The sequence below is a fragment of the Acidimangrovimonas sediminis genome, assembly GCF_002871005.1.
In the GTDB taxonomy this organism is placed as follows: Bacteria; Pseudomonadota; Alphaproteobacteria; order Rhodobacterales; family Rhodobacteraceae; genus Acidimangrovimonas; species Acidimangrovimonas sediminis.
In genome coordinates, this window is the sequence record NZ_PHSN01000017.1 from 115,870 (window position 1) to 129,907 (window position 14,038).

Annotated in this window: 12 protein-coding genes; 3 read left to right on the forward strand and 9 right to left on the reverse strand. The window is 68.6% G+C overall.

The window, feature by feature from the left end; all coding sequences use genetic code 11:
- Positions 1-160: 160 nt before the first annotated feature.
- From CVV76_RS16325 to CVV76_RS16365, 9 genes are all read right to left on the reverse strand, one after another.
- A complete protein-coding gene (locus CVV76_RS16325; protein WP_102225747.1) occupies positions 161-1,597 on the reverse strand; it encodes a hypothetical protein in 1,437 nt (478 codons plus the stop codon).
- A gap of 279 nt (positions 1,598-1,876) precedes the next feature.
- A complete protein-coding gene (locus tag CVV76_RS16330; protein WP_102225748.1) occupies positions 1,877-3,328 on the reverse strand; it encodes an aldehyde dehydrogenase in 1,452 nt (483 codons plus the stop codon).
- A gap of 53 nt (positions 3,329-3,381) precedes the next feature.
- Positions 3,382-4,155 (reverse strand): SDR family NAD(P)-dependent oxidoreductase, encoded by a 774-nt coding sequence (locus tag CVV76_RS16335; protein WP_102225749.1) that lies wholly within the window; start codon positions 4,153-4,155, stop codon positions 3,382-3,384.
- Positions 4,155-5,177 (reverse strand): branched-chain amino acid ABC transporter permease, encoded by a 1,023-nt coding sequence (locus tag CVV76_RS16340; RefSeq protein ID WP_102225750.1) that lies wholly within the window; start codon positions 5,175-5,177, stop codon positions 4,155-4,157. Before CVV76_RS16340 ends, CVV76_RS16335 begins: the two co-directional genes overlap by 1 nt.
- Positions 5,178-5,181: 4 nt before the next feature.
- Positions 5,182-6,048: a branched-chain amino acid ABC transporter permease gene (locus CVV76_RS16345; protein ID WP_102225751.1), complete on the reverse strand. Its 867-nt coding sequence runs from the start codon at positions 6,046-6,048 to the stop codon at positions 5,182-5,184.
- Positions 6,049-6,050: 2 nt separating this feature from the next.
- Entirely contained in the window at positions 6,051-6,761 is a 711-nt protein-coding gene (locus CVV76_RS16350) for an ABC transporter ATP-binding protein (RefSeq protein ID WP_102225752.1), read from the reverse strand.
- On the reverse strand, positions 6,761-7,498 hold the full coding sequence (locus CVV76_RS16355) for an ABC transporter ATP-binding protein (protein WP_102225753.1): 738 nt from the start codon (positions 7,496-7,498) through the stop codon (positions 6,761-6,763). The genes CVV76_RS16350 and CVV76_RS16355 overlap by 1 nt, the downstream gene beginning before the upstream one ends.
- 7 nt (positions 7,499-7,505) lie before the next feature.
- Positions 7,506-8,825, reverse strand: a complete 1,320-nt coding sequence (locus CVV76_RS16360; protein WP_158243179.1) for an ABC transporter substrate-binding protein — start codon at positions 8,823-8,825, stop codon at positions 7,506-7,508.
- 80 nt (positions 8,826-8,905) lie between these two features.
- Positions 8,906-10,357: an aldehyde dehydrogenase gene (locus tag CVV76_RS16365; protein WP_102225755.1), complete on the reverse strand. Its 1,452-nt coding sequence runs from the start codon at positions 10,355-10,357 to the stop codon at positions 8,906-8,908.
- Positions 10,358-10,573: 216 nt separating this feature from the next.
- Between CVV76_RS16365 and CVV76_RS16370 the strand changes: the two genes are divergently transcribed.
- The 3 genes from CVV76_RS16370 to CVV76_RS16380 all read left to right on the forward strand — a co-directional run bounded on the left by CVV76_RS16370 (position 10,574) and on the right by CVV76_RS16380 (position 14,029).
- Positions 10,574-11,524 carry a helix-turn-helix domain-containing protein gene (locus CVV76_RS16370; RefSeq protein WP_158243180.1) on the forward strand — a complete coding sequence of 317 codons (951 nt, stop codon included), beginning with the start codon at positions 10,574-10,576 and terminating at the stop codon, positions 11,522-11,524.
- Between the two features lie 356 nt (positions 11,525-11,880).
- On the forward strand, positions 11,881-12,387 hold the full coding sequence (locus tag CVV76_RS16375) for a sugar dehydrogenase complex small subunit (protein WP_269844495.1): 507 nt from the start codon (positions 11,881-11,883) through the stop codon (positions 12,385-12,387).
- 37 nt (positions 12,388-12,424) lie between these two features.
- On the forward strand, positions 12,425-14,029 hold the full coding sequence (locus tag CVV76_RS16380) for a GMC family oxidoreductase (protein WP_102225758.1): 1,605 nt from the start codon (positions 12,425-12,427) through the stop codon (positions 14,027-14,029).
- Positions 14,030-14,038: the final 9 nt, after the last annotated feature.

The window sequence follows — 14,038 nt, forward strand, 5'->3', positions numbered from 1 at the left end:
AAGCCCTGTAAATTGTCATCGGGCGGGGCTGCCTCCGATTCAGGCAGCGCGCGAACGATCGGCCCGCGAACCGCCGGAAGCGTGCCTGGGAATTGACGCCTCGGGCGGACTCACCCGTCTCTCCGCCGGCGCCCACCCCTCCCCCGCGCGCGGGGTGACCTCAGGCCAGGACCTGCACCCACAGTGCCAGCCCGATCATCGCCAGCAGCACGAAGACCCCGTTCCAGCGGAATGCGATCTCCCGCGGGGAGGCGCCGGAGATCCGCGCGATGATCATGACCGAGGCGGTAAAGGGCGAGGTCGGCGCGCAGAGGGCCCAGCCCCCGGTCAGCGCCAGAACCATAGCCACGGGCGCCACGCCCATCTCGGCCGGGCTCGGCAGAAGCTGCGCGAAGAGCGACACGAACAGGATCGGGTTGAGGCCCAGCTGCCCGGCCAGCGGCACCAGGATCAGCGGCAGCACCAGCAGCAGGCGCGCGGGCACAGCGCCCAGGTCGATGCCCGCCGCGGCGATCCACTGCGCCAGGACGGCCCCCGCCGCGCTGCCGATGAAGCCTGCGGTGCTCAGCAGCACCAGCTCCGCCTTGAACGACGGCAGGTCGCGGAAAAGGTAGTGGTGGCTGCGCGCGCCCAGTTCGCGTCGCTTGCCGCCGGTCTCGGTCTCGACCAGGACCCAGATCGCCGCCACGATCGGCACCAGCCCCAGGACCGAGCGCGACGGCTCGACCCCCACGAATACCTCCAGCAGGACCGCCGGGATCGCGACCCCCATCAGAAGCCACGCCAGCGGCCAGAGCGACCGGGTATCGCGCGCGGCCGCCTCGTTCGGCGGGGCGACGACGGTGCCGCTCGGCAGGCTGTTCTTCAGCCGCCGGTCGACCAGCCAGCCGAGAACGACGATGATCAGCGCCGACCCCAACCCGTGGACGACCACCCCGCTCAGCGTCGCGCCGGGGATGAGCGCCGAGGTGATCACCGGCGCGAAGGCCAGCGGCGACCATGTCAGCGAGGCGGAAAAGCCGCATTGCGCGCCCTGGAGCATCCGCCTTGTGCGCAAGGCCCGCACCGCGGGCTCCGGCTCCTGCTCGGCCGAGCGGCGCGCCATGGTGCCAAGCAGCGACAGCGCCCCGTAGTTCAGCATCAGCGCGAAGACCTGGGCCCCGAAGGCGAGCGCGAGGTAGCGCCGGCCCGACGGCTGGCTGGCAAGGAAGGTGGCCGCACGGCTGATCGCGGCGGACCGGCTTGCGACATGTTGCAGGCTGGCCAGCGCGCAGAAGAACGCGACGATGAAGCTGCCTTGGTCGAGCGCCGGTTTCAGAACCGCCATCGGATCGGGAAGGAAGAACAGGCAATAGCCGCCGATCAGGACCGAGAGCGCAAGGAACACGTGACGCGAGCCCCGCACCCGCGGCGCCAGCAAGACCAGCACGGCGATCGAAAGCGCGTCGGCAAGGCCGGACGTCCCCTCCCCGACGCCGAACCCGTGCAGGAGGTTGAGAACCACGATCGCCAGCAGGAAAGCCCCGATGATCAGCGAAGTGGTCGAGGGCGGGGCGTCGGCAGCGGTTTCGGGTCGCGCGGCCCGGGTGTCGGTCATGGTCTGTCGTGGCTCCAGCGTTCCGGGGCCCTCCCTGGGGCCGACGTAGCGCCTTTCGCGCCGGAACTGAATGCCTGACGGGGGGATGCCGGGTTGATCGCCCTGCAAATCTCGGAGTAGGCGCCCGCGCGACCCGCCCGGGTCGGAACGGCGCGGGTGCCGGTGATCTGCCAAATACCGCAGTCATTGCCCGAAAAGGCCGGCCCGGAAAGGCCGGCCCGGAACGCCAGACCCGAACGGGCCGGCGTCGTTGGGCGCGGCAGATGGCCGCGCGGGCCTCTAGAACGGGTAGTGTTGCGCGCCCTCGATGGTGATCCAGCGGGTTTCGGTGAAGGCGTCGATCCCCTGGCGCCCGCCGAAGCGGCCATGGCCCGAGGCCTTGGTGCCGCCGAAGGGCATCTGCGGCTCGTCTGCGACGGTCGGGCCGTTGACGTGGCAGATCCCTGTTTCCAGCCGCTTCGCGACCGCCAGCGCCCGGGTCACGTCGCGCCCGAAGACCGCCGAGGACAGGCCGTATTCGGTATCGTTGGCGACGCGGACGGCCTCGTCCACCCCATCGACGCGGATGATGGATTTGACCGGGCCGAAGGATTCCTCGGCATAGATCCGCATCTCGGGCGTGACGCCGTCGATCAGCGTCGCCTCGACCACGCTGCCGTCGACGCCCCCGCCCGCGGCCAGCGTGGCGCCCTTGGCTTTCGCGTCGGCGATCAGGGCCTCCATCCGTTCCGCCGCCTTGGCATCGACGAGAGAGCCCAGCACGACATCACCGCGCGGATCGCCCGCGGGCAGGGCCGCGGCCTTGGCGGCGAGCTTGGCCACGAAGGCGTCGGCCACCGCCGCATCGACGATGATCCGCTCGGTCGACATGCAGATCTGCCCCTGGTTCATGAATGCCCCGAAGGCCGCCGCATCAACCGCCTGGTCGAGGTCGGCATCATCGAGCACGATCAGCGGCGCCTTGCCGCCCAGCTCCAGCAGCACGGGCTTCAGCTCTTCGGCCGCGAGTTTGGCGATGATCCGTCCGACATGGGTCGAGCCGGTGAAGTTGATGCGCCGCACCGCCGGATGGGCGATCAGCGCCTCGACCACGGCGGCGGCGTCCTGGGGCGCGTTGGTGACGTAGTTCGCCACCCCGGGCGGCAGCCCCGCGTCATTGAGCGTCTGGACGATGAGCCGGTGCGTGCCCGGGCAGGTTTCCGACCCGCGCAGGATCACCGTGTTGCCGCAGGCAAGCGGCGTCGCCACCGCCCGGACGCCAAGGATCACCGGCGCGTTCCAAGGCGCCATCCCCAGCACCACGCCCGCCGGCTGGCGCACCGCCATCGACAGCACCCCGGGCTTGTCGGAGGGGATCACCTCGCCCGTGATCTGGGTGGTCAGCGCGGCGGCCTCGCGCAGCATCCCCGCGCCGAGCATGACGTTGAACCCGGCCCAGGGCCGCGTCGCCCCGGTTTCGCGCAGCATGAGGTCGGTGAACTCGGCCACGCGCTCCTCCATCAGGTCGGCAGCCTTGAGCAGGATCTTGCGGCGTGCGCCGGGGCCGGTCTGCGACCAGTCGGCAAAGGCCGCGCCGGCCGATGCGGCGGCGCGGCGGGCATCTTCGGGGGTGCCGGCGGCGGCGCGGCTGGCGATGGCGCCGGTCATCGGATCGTGGCGCTCGAATGTCGCGCCACCCTCCGCCGGGCTGTCCGCGCCCTCAACGATCAGCTCGATCTCGCTCACACTCATTCGGGTCTCTCCTTGGTCGTCTTGTCTGTCATGGTATCGGTACCGGTCGGCGCTCAGGCGCTCATACCTCCGTCGGCCATCAGCATGCTACCCGTCGTGAAGCTGCCGAGGTCCGACGCGAGGTAGAGCACCGAGCGGGCGATTTCCTCCGGGCTGGCGTGGCGGCCAAGCGGGATCTGCTCGTTGAAGAAATCCGTGGCGTCACGGCCGATGATCCCGCCCAGCCCGCTTTCCACGTCGGCCTGAAAGCCGTTGTCGACCGGCCCGGGATGCAGCGTGTTGACCCGGATGCCGCGCGGCGCCAACTCTTTCGCGAGGCAGCGCATCAGGCCGACCTGGGCGTGCTTGGCGGTGATGTAGCCATAGACGCCGGGATCGCCCCGGGTGCCCGCGACGCTGGAGGTGATGACGATGGCGCCGCCGTCGCGCATGCGCGGCACGACACGCTGGCAGATCAGGAACGCGCCGGTCACGTGGACCGCCATCACCGCCTCGAAGGTTTCCAGCGGATAGCTTTCGATCGGGGCGACGGTGCCGAAGGTGCCGGCGTTGGAAAACAGCACGTCGATCGGGCCGAAGCGCGCGACGCAGGCCTCGACCGCGGCGCGCACCTCCTCCGGCCGGGTGATGTCGGCGGCGTGGGTCAGCACGCGCCCCGGATCTGCCCCGCCGGCCGCCAGCCTTCCCGCCGCCTCGTCCAGCGCGCCGGCCTCGCGGTCGATCAGCGCCACGCGCGCGCCCTCGGCCAGCAGCAGCCGCGCCGAGGCAAGGCCCAGGCTGCCCGCACCACCGGTAATCAGGCAGGTCTTGCCCTCCATCAGGCCCATCAGCTTTCTCCCTGTTCGCGCCCCGCCCGACCCCGGTACGGGTGCGAGACGAGGATGATGTTCTCGGGCAGGACCCGGCGGATCAGCCCCCAGATGCCCCGCGGCTCGACCAGCATGATCAGGATCGACAACGCGCCCAGGAACATCAGGTAGAGGTTGGAATAATCCGAGAAGGCGTTGCGCAGGCCCACGTAGACGAGGACGCCGATGATCGCCCCCTCGATGCTGCCGACGCCGCCGATCACCGCGGCGAAGATCACGTAGACGGTATAGTCGATCAGGCTGAACGAGGCCGCGGGCTGGATGCGCAGGTTCAGCAGCGCCAGCACCCCGCCCGCGAGGCCGAGGAACAGCGCGGCCCAGAGGAAACAGATGATCCGGCTTGCCACGAGGTTCACGCCGATCGCGCCCGCCGCCTCCTCGTTGTCGCGCATCGCCATCAGGCCCACCCCCACGCGCGAGCGCAGGAGAAGTGCGGTTGCAAGGTAGGCGACGACGACGAGGCCGAGCGAGATCCAGTAGAGATTGGCGAAACGGTCGCGCACGTTGCCGCCAAGCGCGCGGATCACCTGCCCCGGCAGGGTGATCCCGGTGGCCCCGCCGTAGCCGGGGATCTTGCTTGCCAGCAGGGTGCAGACCTCGGCCACCACCCATGTCCCGATGGCAAGGTAGGCCGCGCGCATGCGGAACACGATGGCGGTGATCGGCACCGCCAGCACCAGCGCCACCGCCCCCGCACCGAGGATCGCGACGGGCAGGCTCAGCCCCGCCTTGGCGGTCAGGCCGTAAAGCGCGTAGGCCCCGATGCCGACGAAGGCGTGCTGCCCCACGGTGACGATGTCGGCATAGCCCGCCAGCAGGTTCCACATCATCGCCAGCACCATCAGCAGGAACACCTGCGCGCAGAGCCGCATCGTTCCGACCTCGAGGAACCCCGGCCCGAAGGCCAATACGACCACCACCGCCAGCAGCCCCAGCCTGAGGCCGGTCATTGCAAGCCGGCGGGTCTTGGAAAACGTCATCTCTCTACTCCTTTGGCATCAGGCCCTGCGGCCTGAGGGCAAGGACGGCGAGGAACAGCAGGTGCCCGGACAGCACCTCCCACGGCAGGGCGATGCGCGCGCCGATCGCCTGCGCCAGCCCGATCAGGATGCCGCCCCAGAGCGTGCCCCAGAGGCTGCCGAGCCCGCCCATCACCACCGCCTCGAAGGCGATCAGAAGCTGGCTTGGCCCCGACGCCGGGTTGAAGTTCGTGCGCACCCCCATGAAGCAGGCCGAGATCGCGATCGTCACCATCACCAGACCCATCGCGGTGGCGTAGATCTTGCGCGACGACAGGCCGATCAGCCGCGCCGCCTCGACATCGTCCGAGACCGCGCGGATCTTGGCCCCGGTCCGGCTGCGGTAAAGGAACCGGTCCAGAGCGAAGATCAGCGCCACTGCCGACACAAAGGTCAGGAGGGGAAAGACCCCGACCGCCACCCCGCCCCCGAGGTTCAGCGACGCCGTCTCCAGCGCACCGGCGTTCAGGTCGCGCGGGTTCGGCCCGTAGCCCATGAGCAGGCCGTTCTGGATGATGATCGACAGGCCGAATGTCACCAGGATCACCGGAAGGATGTCCTTGCCGACGATGCGCTGGAACAGCAGCGTCTGCAGCAGGTAGCCCAGGCCGAAGGCCGGCGGCAGGATGATCAGCATGGCCAGGAACGGCGAGATGCCGAGCGCGGTGCAGATCGAATAGAGCGTGAAGGACCCCAGCACGATGAAGTCGCCATGCGCGATGTTCACCAGCCGCATGACCCCCACCGACAGCGACAGCCCGACCGCGAACATCGCGTAAAGCCCGCCCTGAAGGACGCCCTGCACCAGTTGATTGAGCAATCCGTCGAACATGGTCACAGCCCGAAATAGTGTTTCATGACGGTCGCGCGGTCGGTTTCTTCCGGCCGCCCGGTCAGCGAGAATTTCCCCTCGAGCATGCAGTAGAACCGGTCCGCCACCTTGAGGGAGCGGCCGATGTCCTGCTCGACCACGACGATGCCGATGCCGCGGTCGCGCACCTGGGGAAGGATGCGGTAGATGTCGTTGACGATGGTCGGCGCAAGGCCGAGGCTGATCTCGTCGCACAGCAGCAGCCGCGGGTTGGCCATGAGCGCCCGGCCCACCGCAATCATCTGCTGCTGGCCGCCGGACAATTCGCGCGCGCGCTGACGACGGCGCTCGCGCAGGATCGGGAACATCCCGAATACTTCGTCGAGGCCGATCTCGCCCTTGCGCCCGACCTCGGCGCCCATCGACAGGTTTTCCTCGACGCTGAGCGAGGGGAAGAGCCTGCGCCCCTCCGGCACCAGCGCGATGCCCCCGGCAACGATGGCGGGTGTCGCGCGGCCTGCAAGGCTGGACCCACCGAAGGCGATCTCGCCCTCGATCCGGTCGACCTGCCCGACGATGGCCTTGAGCAGCGAGGATTTCCCCGCCCCGTTGGCGCCGATGATCGACACGACCTCGCCCGCGCCGACCTGCATGTCGACGCCGGGCAGCGCCTCGAACTTGCCGTGAAAGACCCGCAGACCGTCGATCCGCAGAAGCGCGTCATCCGCCGTCATCACGTCACCTCGCCAAGATAGACCGACCGCACGCGCTCGTCTGCCAGCACCGCGTCGGGGGTATCGTCGGCGATCAGCTTGCCGCCGTAGAGCACGACCATCCGACCGGCGATGCTGCGCAGGGCGTGGATGACATGTTCGATCCAGACGATCGTGGTGCCCTCGACGTGGGTCTGGCGGACGATCTGCAACAGCACGTCGCATTCCGCCTGCGTCAGCCCGCCCGCGATCTCGTCCAGCAGCAGGAGGCGCGGCCGCTGGCCGAGGGCCTTGGCCAGCTCGAGCCGCTTCAGATCCAGCAGCGACAGGCGCTCGGCCTCCAGCGTCGCGCGGTGCAGAAGGCCGGTGCGTTCCAGCACCTCCTCCGCCCGCCCCCGGGCGGTATGGATCGACACGCCCCCGCCGTGGATCGCGGCGGCCATGACGTTCTCGAACACGCTCATCTTTCCGAACGGCTTGGGGATCTGATAGGTCCGCCCGATCCCCATCCGGCAGCGGTGCCAGACCTTCTGGCCGGTGACGTCCCGCCCGTCGAAGATCAGCCGGCCCTCGCTGGGCGGCAGGACGCCGGCAATGACGTTGAAAAGCGTCGTCTTGCCGGCGCCGTTGGGGCCGATGATGCCAAGGATCTCTCCCGGTGCGACCGCGAGGTCGAGCGTGTCGAGCACGCTCAGCCCCCCGAAGCGCATGCTCACGCCACGCAGGTCCAGAAGCGCAGAGGTCCTTTCCGCCGTCATTGCGACCTCAGTTCCAGGCAATCGGCTGCGGCTTCGTCTGCACCGGCACCTGCGGCGCGGCCGAATTCGCCACCACCTTCAGGTCCAGCGGGAACTTGTCGCCCTTGCGCCACTGGCCGATCGCCAGAGGGGTCTCCGCGGTGTTCGGGAACGGCCCGCCGCCTGGGGTGAAGTCGATCGGTCCGGCGATCGAGGCATATTTCATCCCCTTGATCGCGTCGCGGATGCCACTGGCCGAAATCTCCTTGGCGCCCTTGAGCGCGGCAAAGACCACCTCGAACAGCGCGTGGCGGATCCCCAGCGTCATCGACCACTGCTCGCCCGAGGCCTTCTCGTAGCTGTCGGCAAGCTGCTGCGAGGTGATCCCGGTCAGCCCTGAGGTGAAGGGGGCGGCGGGCGTCCACCAGACCTCGATCGACAGGTTCTCGGCGCGTGCCCCCAGCGGCGTCACGGCGGGCGGGAATTCGGTCGCCTTGCCGACCCAGGCGATCTTGGGCTTGAAGCCCTGCTGCGCGGCGGCGTTCCAGAAGGTGACGAACTCGGGCGGCGGCAACACGGCCGAGATCACCTCGACCCCCGCCGCCTTGAAGGCAGCTATCTGGGCGGAATAATTCGACGGCAGGTCGAAACGCCCCGGATCGACCAGCTTGTACCCCTTCTCCTTCAGAAGCGGCGGATAGGTCCGGGCATAGGCGTGTCCATCGTCGCCGTTGGGCCAGAGCGCGCCGACCACCTTGTTGGTCGGAATCTGGTCCCATTCCGCGATGCTCGCAGGCGCCTGCTCCTTCAGGCTGAAGAAGAAGCAATAGGTCCATTCGAACCCGTCCTTCGGCGCGCCGCGGCCGAAATAGTAGGATTCCAGCGGGCAGTCGGTGGCGATGCAGGGCACGCCGTTCGCCTCGCACTGGTCCGAGACCGGGTTCACCGTCTCGGGCGTGGCGAAGGTCGCGACAAGGTCGACCCCGTCGTTGAAGATCAGGTCCTGCGTCACCTGCGAGGCGCGGTTCGGGTTCGACTGGGAATCCTTGATGACGAACTCGTACGGCACCTTCTGGCCGCCGATCTCGATCTCGCCTCCGGTGTGCTTCTGGATCTGGTCCATCACGAAGGGCACTTCCTTGTAGAAGATCGCCAGCTGGCCGGTCTTGGGCGCCACCAGCCCGATCTTGATCGGCTTGGGCGCGGCAAAGGCCGGCCGCGCGAGGGGCGCGATCAACTGGCTTGCGCCAAGCGCCAGCGCACCGCCGCCCGTGGTGGTCAGAAGCTTGCGCCGGGTCAGGCCCTTGGGCGCGGTCTCGCGGTCCTTGTGATCTGTGTGATCGGTCATGGTTTCCTCCCTCTTCCGATGTCGCCTTGCTTCGGTTCCGGCCGGCGCCCCGTCTCCTCCACCGGGCGGGCGGCCGCTGGTCATAGCGGGTAGTCCCCGGGTCTGCCGGTGAAGGTGACCCAGCGCAGATCGGTGAACTCATGGATCCCGGCCTCGCCCCCCAGCCGCCCATAGCCCGAGGCCTTCACCCCGCCGAAGGGCATCTGCGCCTCGTCATGAACGGTGGCCGCGTTGACGTGGCAGATGCCGGATTCGATGCGCTGCGCCACCGAAAGCGCGCGGCCGATGTCGCGGCCGAACACCGCCGCCGACAGCCCGTACTCGGTATCGTTGGCGACCCGCACGGCCTCGTCCACGCCATGAACCCGGATCACGCCGATCACCGGGCCGAAGGATTCCTCGTCGTAGATCCGCATCGACGGCGTGACGTGGTCGAGGACGATCGCATCGACAAGCGTGCCGCGGATCGCGCCCCCGGCGGCCAGCCGCGCCCCCTTGAGCACCGCGTCGCGCAGAAGGCCGTCGAGGCGCTGCGACGCGTCGAGCGAGATCATCGTGCCCAGCGGGGTCTTGCCGGCGCCGGGGTCGCCCGCGACCAGTGCCTCGGCCTTCGCGGCCAGCTTATCGACGAAGGCATCGGCGATCGCGGCATCGGCGACGATGCGCTCGGTCGCCATGCAGATCTGGCCCTGGTTCATGAAGGCCCCGAACGCCGCGGCCTTGACCGCCTCGTCGAGATCGGCGTCGTCCAGCACGATCAGCGGCGCCTTGCCCCCCAGTTCCAGGACCACCGGCTTGAGGTAGCGCGCCGCGACCTCGGCCACGAGGCGCCCGACCCGGGTCGACCCGGTGAAGTTCACCCGCCGCACCGCCGGATGCGCGACCAGCGCCTCGACCACGCGGTCGGCATCTGCGGGGGCGTTGGAAACCACGTTGACGACGCCCGGCCCCAGGTCCGCCGCCTTCAGCGCATCCCCGACCAGCCGGTGCGTGGCCGGGCACAGCTCCGACGCCTTGAGGACCACCGTGTTGCCGCAGGCCAGCGGGATCGCCATGGCCCGCACCGCCAACGCCACGGGCGCGTTCCACGGCGCGATCCCCGCCACCACGCCGACCGGCGTCCGCAGGGCGAGCGCCGTGGTGCCCGGGCGGTCCGACGGGATGATCCTGCCGCCCACCTGCGTCGTCAGAAGCGCCGCGTCGCGCAGCATGTCGACCCCGAGGGCAAGATTGGACCGCGCCCACGCGGCGGTCGCCCCGGTTTCCTGCGCCATCGCCGCGACGATCTCGTCCTCTCGCGCGGCCAGTGCCTCGGCGGCCCGCAGAAGGGCGCCGCGGCGTGCACCCGGACCGGCCGAGGACCAGGCGGGAAAGGCCCGCGCGGCGGCGGCGATGGCGTCGTGCATGTCCTGCGTCGTCGCGGCCGCGGCCCGCGTGGCGACGCTGTCGCAGAACGGATTGCGCCGCTCGAACCGGCCCCCGTCCGACGCCCAGCGATCTTCACCGTTTATCAAGAGGGGTGCCAGCAACATAGCCTTCGGATCCCGCGTTCGATCGGGAGGCATGGTGCCCCACATGCCGCCCCCGCCCCGCGCCCTTCGGCGCGGGCGGTTGCCTGCCGTGGATCCGGCCTTCCTCCCTGACCGGCAGAAAACCCGGAAAGCGGGGCGCTGAACATGCACTATTGTCAGAATAACTTGCACTATTCTCGACCCCGGTGCAGCCTGCCCGCCGGAGGATCCAGAGGCATGACACTGACCGCGACGCCCCGCTCGCCGTCGTCCGGCGCGCCCTTTTCCGGGCTGCCCGCCGCGGGCCAGTCCTCGGTCGTTGCCGCGCGGATCGACACCGGGCTTGCGGACCGGACCTGGGAGATCGCCTCCGCGCCCCGCGACGCGCGGTGTCATGTCTTTCTCATCCGCCATGGCGAGGCCGTCCTGACCCGCCGCGATGGTGCCGAGGTCGAACTGACGGCCCCGACGATCCTGTGGATGCCGCCCGGCGTTGGGGCCACGCTGCGGATCTCGGCCGGCGGAGACGGGGCGATGTTCTCGATCCCCGAGGCGCAGGCCTGGCGCGCTATCGGCGACAGTGCCGCGGGCACCCAGTTGCGCCCGCTGCTCGCCCGGATGCTGACACTGCCGGCCGAAAGCATCGCGCCCCACCTGGCCGAGTATGAGACCGCCTTCGCGGCGATCACCCGCGAGGCGCGCGACCAGAAGACCGGCGCGATGGCGGTGATCAGCGCGCATCTTACCCTGATCCTCCTGCAATTCTGGCGCGCCTCGGGCGACGCGGACCGGCCGGGGGCTGCGCGCGGCACCGGGGCCACCACGCTGCGGCGGTTTCGCCACCTGATCGAGCTGCACTACCGCGAGCACCTGACGATCGAGGATTACGCGGCCCGGCTGGGGATCACCCGCGCACATCTGCATGACATCTGCCTGCGCCAGACCTCGGACACCCCGTTGACGCTGGTCCATGCCCGGCTGATCGCCGAGGCGGAGCGGCGGCTGAGCCGGAGCACCCTGCCGGTCGAGCAGATCGGCTATGGGCTGGGCTTCCGCGACCCGGGCTATTTCAGCCGCTTCTTCAAGCGGCACACGGGCGTGCCCCCCGGCACCTTCCGCAAGGCGGCCGCCGCGACCCACAGCGCCGAGACACACCCGGCACCCGTCTCCTACGCCGCGTGGCCCTAGGGGGCGATCGACGGCGAGTACGCGTGCCTCACCCGCGGCAACGGAGCGACGGATCCGGGGAAACGCCCGGCGCCACGCGTTCGGCCAACCCGGCGGGACGCGCGCGATAGCCCCGGCGCGCCAAAAGTGAAGCGCCCCGGCAAGGTATGACAACCATGTTACCAGAGACAAAATGTTGCCAGACATGCCCGAAATGAGCATCATTTGTCGGCGGCTTTTTACTGTCCCTCCCGTTGCTTCCTGATACGAAGTACACGTTAGCTTCGTTCTGTATGCGGATGTGCACCGGAAGGAGCAGCAGGCCGGAATCAGCCTTGCTGAGGGAGCGCCGGGCCTTCCCAAGGCTCTGGTATAAAATGAGAAAATATGATGACGGCCCCACGGGGGCCACACGTCGCGTCGTGCTCAAGGGCATGACATCGCTTGCAGGCGCATCGCTTGCAGGCGCCATGCCCGGATGGGCCTCTGCCGCGAACCCGGTACAATCCGACTTCATGGCGGTTTCAAAGGCACTTGTCGGACAACACAAGATGACGGCGGCTTACGGCGATGCACTTGTCGCGGCCTTCGCCAAGAACGATCCGAAATTCGGCGCGAAGGTCTCGGCCCTGCTCAAGCTGATCGGCAGCGAACCCGTCGACGCCGACACGCTCAAGGCGAAGCTGGCCGGCGCGGACAAGGACGTGGCGGCGCTGCCGCAGGCGATCCTGACCGGCTGGTATCTGGGTATCGCGGGATCGGGCAAGGACGCGATCTGCGTGGCCTATGCCTCGAACTTCGCGAACCAGACCGTCGCCGATGTCCTGCGGCCGCAAAGCTATGCCTACGGCGCCTATGGCTCGTGGTCGGCAAAGCCGGTCTGATCGTCCCCCTCCTCCCCCCACGCAAGAGACCACCGAAATGGCAGATACTCTCTCGGCCGACGTGATCGTCGTCGGCGCGGGCCTCGTGGCCGCGCTCACCGCCCGCAAGTTGGCCCTCGCCGGTAAATCCGTCGTGATGCTGGAAGCCGGCCCCATGATCGAGCGCGACCAGATCGTGCAGAACTTCCGCCGTTCAGCCTGGAAGGGCGACGACGACAAGCCCTATCCGAATTCGAAATTCGCGCCGTTCCCGGATTACACGCCGGAAGACAACGGCTATCTCGAACAGCTCGGTCCCTATCCCTACCCCGCGATGTACCTTCGCGTGGTGGGCGGAACGACCTGGCACTGGGCGGCGCAGGCCTGGCGGCTGGTCCCCAACGCCTTCCGCCTCAAGTCGGCCTATGATGTCGGCCGCGACTGGCCGATCAGCTATGAGGACCTGGAGCCGTTCTATCACGAGGCCGAGGTTCTGTGGGGCGTGTCCGGCCCCGACGAGATGGCGCAATATTCGCCGCGCTCGAAACCCTTCCCGATGCCACCGGTCGCGCAATCCTTCCTGTCGCAGACCGTGGTGAACCGGCTGAAGCCGCAGTTCGAGGTGCTGACCAACACCACCGGCCGCAACTCGCAACCCTACGACGGGCGCCCGCAATGCTGCGGCAACAACAACTGCATGCCGATCTGCCCGATCGACGCGCAGTACACGGGCGGCTCGGCCGTGGTTCAGGCGCAGGCGGCAGGCGTCAAGGTGATCCCCCAGGCGGTTGTCTACAAGCTTGACCACGACGCGCAGGGCAAGATCACCGCCGTGCATTACTACGACTGGAACAAGCAGTCGCACAAGGCGGTGGCCGAAACCTACGTGCTGGGCGCGAACGCGCTGGAGATCCCGAAGATCCTGTTCATGTCGGCCTCGGACAAGTTCCCGAACGGTCTGGCCAACAATTACGACCAGGTCGGCCGCAACCTGATGGACCACCCGTCGAGCAAGTGCACCTTCCTTGCGGACGAGCCGATCTGGGCCGGTCGCGGTCCGCAAAGCCCGATCTCGATTCAGCAGATGCGCGACGGTGATTTCCGCAAGGATCACTCGGCCTTCCGCCTCGATTTCTCCAACGGCTCGCAGGTCACGGCGGTGACCGAGCAAGGGATCAAGCAGGGCCTGACCGGCGACGCCCTCGACCGGTTCATCCGCGAACGCGCCGCGCGCCAGATGTCGATGAAGAACGTGCTGGAGCAACTCCCTGATCCGGACAACCGGGTGATGCTGTCGAAGACCAAGAAAGACGCGCTGGGGCTGCCGACGCCCGCGATCGCCTATTCGATCAACGATTACGTCGAACGCGGCATGGACGCGACGCACGAGGTCTACCAGCAGATCGTGGAACTGATGGGCGCGACCGAGGTGCGGTACTCGCCGAAGGGCAAATATTCCAACAACCAGCACATCTGCGGCACCCTCGCCATGGGCGATGACGAGAAGACCTCGGTCACCGATTCCACCGGCCGGGCGCATGCGCATGAAAACCTCTACATGGTCTCGACCGGCGTGATGCCGACCGTGGCCACCGCCAACTCGACGTTGACGGCCTCGGCGCTCGGCCTGCGCACGGCCGCGGCGATCCTTGGTCAGGTCTGAGGGGGGCAC